We start from the raw sequence: 11,779 nt of genomic DNA, 5'->3' as shown, positions 1-11,779 counted from the left end.
GGGATGTCGCGGGAGGGCTGCACCGTGGGCTCGTCCAGATCACAGCAGTGCGACTGGTGGTCATGCGGCGGCGCGCTCTGCAGCGACGCCATCCCGTCGTCGGCCGGTCCCGGCGTATGTCCACAGAAGGCTCCCGCGCTGTGCGCGGCGTCTGCCCGTGCCGTCCCGGCCGTCACCGGTCCGTGAGCGCAGGCCAGCAGGTGCACCAGCACGGCGAGCAGCACGACCAGCGGCGCCGCGGTGCGCGCCGGGGGCCGAGTGCTCGGTAGTACTGACCAGGCAGACATCAGGACGGACTGTAATGAATCGCATGCGCAAGGTCATTGTGGGCGGATCTACCGTTCGACGGTTCTGCTGGCGTGCGCCAGGGCCGGACACGGCTGGGACGTCCGCGAATGCGACGTGCAGCGGCCTTGACTGCCCGTAAATGCCGGTTCCGCTGACCACCGGATCGGGTGAACGTCAGCACCAACTGGTCGAGAGACGGGCACGGAGGCGTACGAGTGAGGACGGCCGCCGGTCGCGCCGTCACATCTGCGCTTTCGCGAAGGGCCCGTACGATGGGTGCGTGACCAGGAGTACTCGATCAAGCAGCCGCCCTGCCGGGCGGCTGTTCGTGCTGCTGGTGATGGCGGTACTGGCCGGAGTGCTGGGCATGCACGGCCTCGCCCCCGGTGCGACAGTGGCGGTGCAGGCGGCTACCGGCCACGAGATGGTGATGGTCCCTGCGGACGGCGTGCCTCACGCGGGCGGGGGATGCACGCACACGGATGGCGGTTCGAGTCATCTCGATCATGCCGATGGGACGTGTGCGGCGGCCGGCATCGGTTCGGCGTACACGCCGCCCGCGCTGACCGGCACCCTGCTGAACGCGCCTGCGACCCCCGCGCCCGCTGCCGCGTTCCCAGGGGCATCGCATGGTGGCCGAGCACCGCCCGACCTGTCGGAACTGCAGCTCCTGCGCATATAGAGCGGCCCGCTCGGCTCCCGTGCGCCCGGCCCTGCCGGTGACGGGTGCCGTGCTTCCGCACGCTCTACATCCGTTCCCACCGCGTGCCGCGAAACGGCGCGCGTCAAGGAGTTGCACCACCATGATCCGCAAGCGTTCCCTCATGCGCCGTACTGCCGCCGTAGCCGCCGCAGGCGCGGCAGCACTGGTCCTGGCCGCCTGTGGCGGCAACGGTGACGATGACGGCTCGGCTGGACACGGCGGCCACGCCGCCACCGCTTCCTCGTCCGCCCCGGCGTCGGCGTCGCAGGGGCAGCACAACGCTGCCGATGTGGCCTTCGCGAAGGGGATGATCCCCCACCACCGCCAGGCCGTCGAGATGGCCGACCTGGCGCCCGACCGTGCGCAGTCGGCCGAGGTGAAAAAGCTCGCCGCCGACATCAAGAAGGCCCAGGACCCGGAGATCAAGACGCTCTCCGGGTGGCTGACGTCGTGGGGCGAGGACGTGCCCGCCGAGGGTGCCATGGACCACTCCATGCACGACATGGGCGGCATGATGACGGCCGAGGAGATGACCGAGCTCGAGAACGCCTCGGGCAAGGCGTTCGACACCGCCTTCATGGAAATGATGATCAAGCACCACGAAGGCGCGGTCGACATGGCGAAGACCGAGCAGGCCGACGGCGCCTACGGACCGGCCAAGAAGATGGCCGGAGAGATCATCGACTCGCAGAGCGCGGAGATCGAGCAGATGAACCAACTGCTCGGCAAGGGCTGATCACAGCACGCCGGGGCGGGTGGACACCGAAGGCGTCCACCCGCCCCGGTCTCCCTCCCCTCGTCTCCCTTCTCGCTGCCTGGACCTCACACCATGACTCGCATACCGCTGCCCCGTCCGCGTGCCCTGTTCCTGCTCGCGGCCGCCGGCCTGCTCCTCGCCTCGTGTTCCGCCACCGACACCACCACCGAATCCGGCAAGGAAGGGGCGCTTCCCGATCCGGGCACCGGACACCTGCACGGCCTGGGCGTCGACCCGGCCGACGGCACGGTCTATGCCGCCGGCCACCACGGCGTTTTTCGCCTGGAGGACGGGAGCGCGATCCGGGTCGCCGACCGCTACCAGGACACCATGGGTTTCACCGTGACCGGCCCGTCCACGTTCTTGGCCAGCGGTCATCCCGGCCCTGCGGATACCGGCACTCGACCAGCTCACCTGGGCCTGATCCGGAGCACGGACGCTGGCCGCACCTGGCAGGCTCTCTCCGCCGAAGGTGAGGCCGACTTCCACGCCTTGGAGGAGGCCGGTGATTCGCTGTACGGGTTCGACAGCCAGAGCAAAAGGGTGTGGGCCAGTACCGACGGGGGCCGCTCCTGGGACAAGGGCGCGAAGGTATCGGCGCTCGACCTCGCTTCCCATCCGAGCAGCGCGGCCACCGTGTGGGCGGCCACCGGCACGGGGCTGTCCCGCAGTGACGACGGTGCACGGACCTTCCACCCCGTCCCCTCGACGCCCGACCTGGTCGCGGTGGAGGAACCGGATCCGGGCAAGCTGCTGGCGCTCACGGCCGACGGCCGGGTCGTCGCCAGCCTCGATGGGCGGACATGGGCGGAGCAGGGCCGCTTGCCCGCGGGCGGAGAGGGCAGGGTGCTGACCGCGGTGACCACGCAGCACCTTCTGGCAGCAGACAGCGCGGACGCCGTCTACGAGTCGGTCGATAGCGGGCGAACCTGGATGTCCCTGCATCGCCCGGCAACGGATGCCGATCGCACCTAGCGGAGTCACCATTCGGGGAGCCATCGGTGCGATTCCGGCCCACCCCGCCCAGGTTCGGCCGGGCAGGTCCGGCGTATGTCGTTGACGATGGTGGTCGCCGTGCTGGACCGGCCCGTGCCAGGGCAGCGTTTAGGGGCGGCCGCTTCGGGCGTGATGGCGGGCACATGCGTCCGCGCAGGACGGACGGCCGAGACTCTGGTGGGAGAGATGGGACGCGAGGGCCTGAAGCAGCGCGACGACCGTCATCTTGACGACGGGGTGTCCAGCTGCCCGGCGCATCGTGACGGTCCACGACGGTGTGGCCATGGGTGAAGTCCCTCCTGGGATTGCTTGCCGGTCATGGGTGTGGTGACAGGCGCCGGCGGTCCGCCAGTTCCGGGAACAGGGATCTGACGGACCGCCGGCCGCGACATCGCTCCTTGGCGGCTTCACAGTCCACGGCTCACACCTCTGCCTTCTCACCCAGCGCGCTGGGCTGCTCCGCACTGGCGGCGGCCACGTCCTTCTCGGTGCGCATCACGAGGAGCGTGATGAGACCGCCGACGGCGGCGATGGCGGCGGCCGCGGTGAACGCCGCGCTGAAGCCGTCGGTCAGGGCAGGCAGGTCACCGAGTCGGCCTGCGCCCTGGGATGTGGCCAGGGCGGTGAGAGCGGCCAGGCCGAGGGCCGAACCGATCTGGTAGGTGGTGTTGACGATGCCGGAGGCCAGGCCCGCCTGCTCGGCCGGGGCGCCGGACATGGCCGCCATCATCGCCGGGATGTACGCCAGCGACATGCCGAGGGCGGCCACCAGCGAGGCGGGCAGGACGTCGACGACGAAGGAGCCGCTCGGCTCGACGGCCGACAGCCACAGCAGGCCGGCCGCGAGGACGAGCAGGCCGCCGCCGATCAGCGGCTTGGCACCGAGGCGGGCCAGCAGCCGCGCGGTGATGGCGGTCATGAAGACCATGAGGAGCACGGTCATCGGCAGCAGCGCCGCGCCGGAGGCGAAAGCACCGTAGCCGAGGACCTGCTGCAGGTAGAGGTTGAGGAAGTACCACATGGGAATCCACGCGGCGCCCAGCAGTGCCATGGCCAGGTTGGCCGAGCCGAGCCTCGGCACGCGCCAGATACCCAGCGGCATCAGAGGTCGGCGCATCGTCTTCTGCAGTACGAAGAAGAGCGCCAGCAGAGCGGCGGCGCCGACGAGTTCGAGCACGGTCTGGGTGGCTCCCCAGCCGATCTCCGGTGCGCGGACCACGGCGAAGACTGCGAGGGCGAGGCCGGCCGTGACGGCGGCGGCACCGAGCACGTCGATCGCTCCGCGGCGGGGGGCCACGGCAGGGAGCAGCTTGGTCGCGGCGAGCGTGGCGGCGCCGATGGGGATGTAGATGATGAACACCCAGGGCCAGCTGAGCCATTCGGTGAAGACCCCGCCGAGGAAGACGCCCGCGGTGCCACCGGCCGGGGCCGCCGCACCGTAGAGGGCCATGGCCTTGCCGAGCTCCTTCGGGTCGTGGGCGAACAGCGTCATCAGCAGGGTCATCGCGGCGGGGGCGATCAGCGCGCCGCCGACGCCCTGGACGGCTCGGCCGGCGACTTCCACCCACGCGGTCTGAGCGGCTGCGGCGACGATCGATCCGCCGATGAGCACGGTCCAGCCGACGGTGAACACCCGGCGTGCGCCGAGCAGGTCGGACAGGCGGCCGCCGAGGAGCAGGAGACCGCCGAAGGCGATGACGTAGGCGTTGAACACCCATTGCAGGTCGCCCTGAGAGAAGCCGAGGTCCTTCTGCATCTCGGGGAGTGCGACCCCGATGATCGAGGTGTCCATGATCACCATGAACTGGGCGGTGGCGAGCACGGCGAGCGCCCACCAGCGCTTGGGACTGACAGTTGGCATTGCCTTCCCCTCTTCAGATACGGAGCTTCATACCCCCTGGGGGTACCTGGCAGGGAACATAACATACCCCCTAGGGGTATGTAAGAAGTCTGCGTAACCCTGTGGAGGCAGTCGTGGCGACAGCCCCCGCCCCGCTGCTCATTGAGGAGGGCTCAGCCTGCAGGCGCGGTACCCGAGGGCGGCCGCAGCCCGCCCAGCCCTGCGTAGCCGGAAGGAGGTAACCGGATGAGCGGGGCCGTCCCGAGAGCCCTGCCGCTTCGCGGCCCATGCCGACGACCCTCGGCCCGCGCGGGTTAGGTCGCTCGGATACCTCCAGGAGCTGCTCCTGGCGAGCCCTGTCCACGGCAGATCACGAAGCGCCGGACCCACGAGGCTGCCGTGTACAGGGTCAGCCGGGTGGTGAAGAAGTCGAGGACCCGATCACGGGAGCCAGTACCGGCAGAATGGGGCCAAGCCGCGTGGACGCCGTACACCGTGATGGTGCCGCCCAGTCCCATGTCGCACAGCGCAGCTCGAGATGATCCAGCCGGGCGCCGACATCGTCGGTGTGCTGGGTCCAGGTGTGACGGGCGGAGTCGGTACACGTCGAGCAGCCGTGATCGCGGACGTCCGGCAGGATGACGGAGGAGCCGTCTGCGAGTAGGCGGGCGAGCGGCAGCAGGCTGCAGCGGTCCGGGTCGCCGCAGTGCAGCAGGACCAGCCCCCTTTCCTTGCCCCCGTGTCGTGGTGTGCAGTCGGCAGTCGTCACTGCACGCGTTCGGACACACCGGCCAAGCCCGCGCACCGAGCCTTTCTGATCACTTCAGAGCGACTCCGGCGCGCGGGCAGTGTTCGGTCAGTTTCCTTGCGCGGTGCTCGTGCCTGCCGGCTCAGACGTGTCCTGTTCTGTGGCCGGGCGGGCGCTGAGGGTGGTGAGGGCGAGGAGGCCGGCGGCGAGGAGGACGCCCGCGGCGACGGTCAGGGCCGTGCCGTATCCGGCGACCAGTGCCTCGCCGGTGCCCAGCGCGGCCTTCTCCGGCCGCGCGGTGACGGTGGCGGCGACCCCGGCGAGCACGGCCAGGCCGAGGGCGACACCGATCTGCTGGGCGGAGTTGAGCAGGGCCGAGGCGATCCCGGCCTTGTCCGCGTCGACGCGGTAGACCGCGGCCTGGGTCAGGGCGAGCACGCCGAGACCGAAACCGAGCGCGAGGACGAACATCGCCGGCGCCAGGTGCAGCCAGTAGTCCGTGTCGACGGTGATCGTGGAGAACCAGAACGCGGCCAGCGCGCTCAGCAGCGCCCCGAGCGCGGCGACGGAGCGGGGGGCGGTCTTCAGCAGGAGCTTCGGGGCGGCTCCGGCTCCGAGCACGAGCCCGGCGGCGAACGGCAGCCACGCCGCCCCGGTGCGAAGGGGGCTGAACTGCTGCACCTGCTGGAGGTAGAGGGTGACGACGTAGAACGTGCCCATCGGGCCGATGGCCAGCAGCAGCATGGTCAGGTAGGCGCCGGAGCGGTTGCGGTCCCTGAACAGGCTCAGCGGCACCAGAGGGCTGCCGCTGCGGGCCTGGGTGAGGACGAACGCGACGAGCAGCACGGCGGCCGCCGCCAGGAGGACCAGCGCGACCGGGTCGGTGAAGCCGTCCTCGCCGAACCTCGTGATCGCGTAGACGAGCGCGACCATTCCGCCGGTGCCCAGCACCGCACCCACCGCGCCGACCCGGCCGGAGTGACGCCCGGCAGCGAGCAGAGTGCGGCTGCCGAGAAGAACAAGCAGGCCGAACGGGATGTTGATGAAGAACACCCACCGCCAGTCGAGGAGGTCGGTCAGCACACCGCCGAGGAGCAGTCCGACCACGATCCCGAGCGCGGACATCGCCCCGTAGAGGGACAGCGCCAGGTCACGCAGCTTGCGGTCGGGGAACGTGGTCGCGATCAGCGCCAGCGCGTTCGGGGCGGTCAGCGCCGCTCCGACGCCCTGCACGGCACGGGCGACGATCAGCATGGTGACGTTCTGCCCCAGCCCGCCCGCCAGGGACGCGATCACGAAGACCGCGATCCCGAGCTGCAGGGTGCGGCGGCGCCCCCACAGATCGCCGATCCGGCCACCGAGCAGGAGCAGCGCTCCGAACGCGAGGATGTAGGCGTTGACCACCCAGGGCAGGTGCTCCGCCGTCACGCCGAACTCACGCTGGATGCTCGGCAGCGCGATGTTCACGATCGAATCGTCGAGCACCAGCATCAGCTGGGCGGTCGCGATGACCAGCAGCGGAATCATCCCGGCCCGCTGCCTCGTCGTCGTTGTCACGTCGTCTCCTTCATTCGGTGCCCGCAAGTCTTCGGCTCCGGGTCAGCTTCACGAGGCCGAAACCACCGTCGACCTCGACCTCAGATACCCCCCTCGGGTATAAGAACATACCGGAGGGGGGTATTCCAATCCGAGGGTGATGCAACGACGACCAGGCCCGACAAAGACGGCATGCGCCCTGAGCTCCCCACGCAAAGGGTGTCTGTTGCTCAGTCCTGACGAAACCCGAGCTGTGGGGACTCCGGTCGTCGAGTGGGCGCCGCATGCCGGCTGGGGTACCGGCAGGCCGTTCACCCGCCCGGAACAGCTGCGCACGCGGTCTCTCTCGTGAGTCATAACGGCAGCCCTCCCAGAGAGAGCACCGTGACGGACAACGAGGGGCGGCCCCAGTGGCCCGCCCCTCGTCCGCGCTGTGGAGGGGAAGCGGTTGTCAGTCCGCGGCCCTGAATCCGCGCAGTCGCAGGCTGTTGCCGACGACGAAGACGGAGGAGAAGGCCATGGCCGCCCCCGCGATCATCGGGTTGAGGAGTCCGGCGGCGGCGAGCGGCAGCGCGGCGATGTTGTAGGCGAAGGCCCAGAAGAGGTTGGACCTGATCGTGCCGAGGGTCTTGCGGGCCAGCCGGATGGCGTCGGCGGCGGCGCGCAGGTCGCCCCGGACGAGGGTGAGGTCGCCGGCCTCGATGGCGGCGTCGGTGCCGGTGCCCATGGCCAGGCCGAGGTCGGCCTGGGCGAGGGCGGCGGCGTCGTTGACCCCGTCGCCGACCATCGCGACCGAACGGCCCTCGTCCTGGAGGCGCTTGACGACGTCGACCTTGTCCTCGGGCATGACCTCGGCGATGACGTGCTCCGGGTCGATGCCGACCTCGCGGGCGACGGAGGCGGCCACGGCCTGGTTGTCGCCGGTCAGCAGGACCGGGGTGAGGCCCAGGGCGCGCAGCCGGGTGATGGCCTCGGCGCTGGTGTCCTTGACGGCGTCGGCGACCTCGAGGACCGCCCTGGCCTCGCCGTCCCAGGCGACGGCGATCGCGGTGCGGCCGGCCGTCTCCGCGTCGGCCTTGGCGCGGGCCAGGCCGACGGGCAGCTCCATGGCCCACTCGGCGAGCAGCTGCTCGCGGCCGACGAGGACGGCGTGGCCGTCGACGACGCCCTGGACGCCGAGGCCGGGGACGTTGGCGAAGTCCTCCGGAGCGGGCAGGGTGCCGACGCGGTCGGCTGCGCCCGTGGCCACGGCCTGTGCGATCGGGTGCTCGGAGGAGTGCTCCAGCGCGCCCGCCAGGCGCAGTACCTCGGTCTCCTCGGTGCCGGCGGCGGTGTGCACGGCGAGCAGGGTCATGCGGCCGGTGGTGACGGTGCCGGTCTTGTCCAGGACGATGGTGTCGACCCTGCGAGTGGACTCCAGGACCTCGAAGCCCTTGATGAGGATGCCGAGCTGGGCGCCGCGCCCGGTGCCGACCATCAGCGCGGTCGGCGTGGCCAGACCCAGGGCGCAGGGGCAGGCGATGATCAGGACCGCGACGGCGGCGGTGAAGGCGGCCGTGATGCCGGCGCCGTTGCCCAGCCAGAAGCCGAGGGTGCCCAGCGCGAGGGCGATGACGACCGGGACGAAGATGCCGGAGATGCGGTCGGCGAGCCGCTGGGCGGCGGCCTTGCCGTTCTGCGCGTCCTCGACCAGCCTCGCCATCCGCGCCAGCTGCGTGTCGGCGCCGACCCGGGTGGCCTCGACCACCAGCCGGCCCCCGGCGTTCAGGGTGGCCCCGGTGACCGCGTCGCCCACGCCGACCTCGACCGGCACCGACTCGCCGGTGAGCATCGAGGCGTCCACCGCCGAGGCGCCCTCCACGACCGTGCCGTCGGTGGCGACCTTCTCGCCGGGACGCACCAGGAAGCGGTCGCCGACCTTCAGCTCACCGACCGGGATCAGCTCCTCACGGCCCTCCCGGAGCACGGTGACGTCCTTCGCCCCCAGCTCCAGCAGGGCCTTCAGCGCGGCACCGGCCTTGCGCTTGGAGCGGGCCTCGAAGTAGCGGCCGGCCAGGATGAACGCCGTCACCCCGGCGGCGGCCTCCAGGTAGATGTTCCCCGAACCGTCACCGCGGGCGATGGTCAGCTCGAAGGGGTGCGTCATGCCCGGCGTGCCCGCACTGCCGAGGAACAGCGCCCACAGCGACCACAGGAACGCCGCCGACGTACCGACCGAGATCAGCGTGTCCATGGTCGCCGCGCCGTGCCGGGCGTTGGTGAACGCGGCCCGGTGGAACGGCCAGGCGGCGTAGGTGACCACGGGCGCCGCCAGGGTCAGCGACAGCCACTGCCAGTACTCGAACTGCAACGCCGGCACCATCGCCATCGCGATGACCGGAACGGCCAGCAGCACCGCGGTCACCAGCCGCTGCCGCAGCGGCCGCAGCCCGTCCGTCTCCTCGGCCCCCGCCGCCCCCGGCGCCTCATCGGCCCGTACCGGCTCGGGCTCGCGGGCGGTGTACCCGGTGGCCTCGACCGTGGCGATCAGCTCCGGGACGGACACCCCGTCCGTGAAGCTGACCCTGGCCTTCTCCGTCGCGTAGTTGACGGTCGCGGTGACCCCCTCCATCCGGTTCAGCTTCTTCTCGATCCGGGCGGCGCACGACGCGCAGGTCATCCCGCCGATGGCGAGTTCCACCTCGGCTGTGTCGGGGACCGTGGTAGCCATCACTACTCCTTGGGCTGATCAAGGCAAAGGGAAAGTCAGGGAGGGAAGAGGCCGGGCCCGCGAGTGGGCCCGGCCGAGGTGTGGGTCCTTCAGGCCGCGCGGCCGGTGAGCTCGTAGCCGGCGTCGTCGATGACCTTGGCCAGCAGCGCGTCGTCGGGTTCGTCCGCCGTGGTGACGGTGACCTGGCCGGATTCGAGGTCGACGTCGACCGCCTGTACACCGTCCAGCGCGCCGATCTCCTTGGTGAGCGTGGCCTTGCAGTGCCCGCAGGTCATCCCGGACACGTTGTAGACGGTGGTGGTGCCCGCAGTAGCCGTCGCCGTGGTGGTGCCGGTGGAGCAGCTTCCGTCAGGAGTGCAGCAGGACATGGTTCCTCCTAGATGAGTTGTGTACCCCCAGGGGGTACTGTCGCACACCCCACTAGATATACCCCCTCGGGGTACCCTTGGCAAACGTCGACGGGCTACTTGCCAATACCCCCCTGGGGTATATAGTCGGCGCCAGGTCCAGCAGAAACGGCACCACCGAGGAGAGGGCACGTCATGAACACCGGCGTAAAGATCACTGTGTTCGCTACCGCGCTAGCGGCCACCTTCGGCACTGCTTACGGTGTCGGCGGGGTAATCGGCCCCGTCGGCGGAGGCTCGGAACCGGCGGCTCACGCGGAGCACGACCGCTTGGCACCGTCCAGCCACAGCGGACACACGGAGGCAGCTCCCGCGGGCCTGCAGGTCTCCGAGGCGGGATACACCCTGGACCTCAAGACCTCTCGCGTGACCGCAGGCGCGAAGAACGAACTTCGCTTTGCCATCCGCGACCAGGACGGACGGCAGGTGACCTCCTACCGGCGCGAGCACGGAAAGGAACTCCACCTCATCCTCGCCTCACGCGACCTGGTCACTTACCGCCACCTGCACCCCACGCGGGCAGCCGACGGCACCTGGAGCACCCCTGTCGACCTGCCCGCCGCCGGCACCTACCGCGTCTTCGCCGACTTCACACCCGCCGCCGAGGGCGCCACCAACCTCACCCTGGGCGCGGACCTCGCGGCCTCCGGCACCTACCAGGCACCGCCTCTGCCCGAACCTGCCGCCACCACCACGATCGACGGCTACACGGTCACTCTGAAAGGCGACCTGCGCCCCGGCAAGGCGAGCGAGTTGACCCTCGGCGTCAGCCGTGACGGCCGGCCGGTCACCGACCTGGAGCCCTACCTGGGCGCCTACGGTCACCTGGTCGCCCTGCGCTCAGGAGACCTCGCCTACCTCCACGTCCACCCGAACGGCGAGCCCGGCGACGGCGCCACCAAGGCTGGCCCCGAGGTCTCTTTCACCGCCAGCGCACCCAGTGCCGGAACGTACCGCCTGTTCCTCGACTTCCAGCACAACGGCACCGTGCGGACCGCGGCATTCACCGCCCACACCGGACAATCCGCACCCGACGATGCCCTGGAGCCGACGAAAGGCGAAGAGCACGCCGAGAGCAACCACCAGCACTGACCCATCGAAAGAAGTAGGGAGAGGCCCGTGGCCAGTTACAGCAACCGAAAAGAAGACGTACTCAAGCGACTGCGGCGAATCGAAGGACAAGTCCGAGGACTGCAGAGGCTGGTGGAAGAGGACACCTACTGCATCGACGTCCTCACCCAGGTCTCCGCCACCACACGCGCCCTGCAGTCCTTCGCCCTGCAGATGCTCGACGAACACATGGACACCTGCGTACGCACCGCCGTAGCGGACGGCAGCGGCAACGGCGACATCAAGCTGAAGGAAGCCAGCGACGCCATCGCCCGCCTCGTGCGCTCCTGACGAATCGGGAGGAGGGCAGGTTCACTACCCGCTCCAGGTCCGGCGTTAAGAGTGCCCCAGGTTGCGGTGAAGGCGGCGGCCATGGCGATGATGACCAGGAGCACGAAGAGGTGACTGTACCCACTGAGTGGCACGGTGAGCACTGCTCCGGCGAAGGGAGCCACAGCAACCACCATGGCTGCCTGGGCCGCGAGCAGCGTGAACGAGCACTCCGTGCAGAGCGCCCCCGTCCCCAAGCACCGATCAGCGCCTGCTGGAAGCCGCTGCCAGTAGACCGGCGCCCAGGGACATCCCCGTGAGGACCCAGAAGAGGGCGGGATACCCGCCGAGGGCTGCCGCGAGGGCGGCGCCGGCGAAGGGGGCGAGGGCGCCGGCGATCGTGACCGGTGCGGC

The 11,779-nt window shown here is 70.2% G+C and carries 9 protein-coding genes; 5 read left to right on the top strand and 4 right to left on the bottom strand.

The features are described from left to right. Window positions 1-568 precede the first annotated feature (568 nt). The 3 genes from ACFYOJ_RS19040 (at window position 569) to ACFYOJ_RS19030 (ending at window position 2,723) form a co-directional block, all read left to right on the top strand. The gene (locus ACFYOJ_RS19040) at window positions 569-970 is read left to right on the top strand and encodes a DUF6153 family protein (protein ID WP_078884535.1); all 402 of its coding nucleotides are present in this window, start codon (window positions 569-571) and stop codon (window positions 968-970) included. Between the two features lie 121 nt (window positions 971-1,091). Then, complete coding sequence (locus ACFYOJ_RS19035) at window positions 1,092-1,727, top strand: DUF305 domain-containing protein (protein ID WP_061441637.1); 636 nt, start codon at window positions 1,092-1,094, stop codon at window positions 1,725-1,727. A gap of 93 nt (window positions 1,728-1,820) precedes the next feature. Continuing rightward, window positions 1,821-2,723: a F510_1955 family glycosylhydrolase gene (locus ACFYOJ_RS19030; protein WP_061441638.1), complete on the top strand. Its 903-nt coding sequence runs from the start codon at window positions 1,821-1,823 to the stop codon at window positions 2,721-2,723. Between the two features lie 442 nt (window positions 2,724-3,165). Here ACFYOJ_RS19030 and ACFYOJ_RS19025 read toward each other — a convergent pair whose 3' ends face one another. The 4 genes from ACFYOJ_RS19025 to ACFYOJ_RS19010 all read right to left on the bottom strand — a co-directional run bounded on the left by ACFYOJ_RS19025 (window position 3,166) and on the right by ACFYOJ_RS19010 (window position 9,946). Beyond that, entirely contained in the window at window positions 3,166-4,605 is a 1,440-nt protein-coding gene (locus ACFYOJ_RS19025; RefSeq protein ID WP_061441639.1) for an MFS transporter, read from the bottom strand. Between the two features lie 835 nt (window positions 4,606-5,440). Continuing rightward, window positions 5,441-6,889: an MFS transporter gene (locus ACFYOJ_RS19020; RefSeq protein WP_199560842.1), complete on the bottom strand. Its 1,449-nt coding sequence runs from the start codon at window positions 6,887-6,889 to the stop codon at window positions 5,441-5,443. Between the two features lie 430 nt (window positions 6,890-7,319). Continuing rightward, window positions 7,320-9,578, bottom strand: coding sequence for a cation-translocating P-type ATPase (locus ACFYOJ_RS19015; protein WP_114532501.1), 2,259 nt, complete (start codon window positions 9,576-9,578; stop codon window positions 7,320-7,322). Window positions 9,579-9,667: 89 nt separating this feature from the next. Further along, complete coding sequence (locus tag ACFYOJ_RS19010) at window positions 9,668-9,946, bottom strand: heavy-metal-associated domain-containing protein (RefSeq protein ID WP_061441642.1); 279 nt, start codon at window positions 9,944-9,946, stop codon at window positions 9,668-9,670. A gap of 174 nt (window positions 9,947-10,120) precedes the next feature. Here ACFYOJ_RS19010 and ACFYOJ_RS19005 point away from each other — a divergent pair, with 174 nt between their 5' ends. Further along, window positions 10,121-11,077: a hypothetical protein gene (locus ACFYOJ_RS19005; RefSeq protein ID WP_061441643.1), complete on the top strand. Its 957-nt coding sequence runs from the start codon at window positions 10,121-10,123 to the stop codon at window positions 11,075-11,077. A 27-nt stretch (window positions 11,078-11,104) separates the two neighbouring features. Then, a complete protein-coding gene (locus tag ACFYOJ_RS19000) occupies window positions 11,105-11,386 on the top strand; it encodes a metal-sensitive transcriptional regulator (protein WP_061441644.1) in 282 nt (93 codons plus the stop codon). Window positions 11,387-11,779: the final 393 nt, after the last annotated feature.

The organism is Streptomyces sp. NPDC006384, assembly GCF_042870695.1.
In the GTDB taxonomy this organism is placed as follows: domain Bacteria; phylum Actinomycetota; class Actinomycetes; order Streptomycetales; family Streptomycetaceae; genus Streptomyces.
The sequence above is the reverse complement of the archived record's forward strand: the minus strand, read 5'-3'. Positions and strand labels throughout refer to the sequence as shown.

Coding starts and splice junctions, on each gene's coding strand:
- ACFYOJ_RS19035 (WP_061441637.1), top strand. CDS start 1,092: ATGATCCGCAAGCGTTCCCTCATGCGCCGTACTGCCGCCGTAGCCGCC.
- ACFYOJ_RS19030 (WP_061441638.1), top strand. CDS start 1,821: ATGACTCGCATACCGCTGCCCCGTCCGCGTGCCCTGTTCCTGCTCGCG.
- ACFYOJ_RS19025 (WP_061441639.1), bottom strand. CDS start 4,605: ATGCCAACTGTCAGTCCCAAGCGCTGGTGGGCGCTCGCCGTGCTCGCC.
- ACFYOJ_RS19015 (WP_114532501.1), bottom strand. CDS start 9,578: ATGGCTACCACGGTCCCCGACACAGCCGAGGTGGAACTCGCCATCGGC.
- ACFYOJ_RS19010 (WP_061441642.1), bottom strand. CDS start 9,946: ATGTCCTGCTGCACTCCTGACGGAAGCTGCTCCACCGGCACCACCACG.
- ACFYOJ_RS19005 (WP_061441643.1), top strand. CDS start 10,121: ATGAACACCGGCGTAAAGATCACTGTGTTCGCTACCGCGCTAGCGGCC.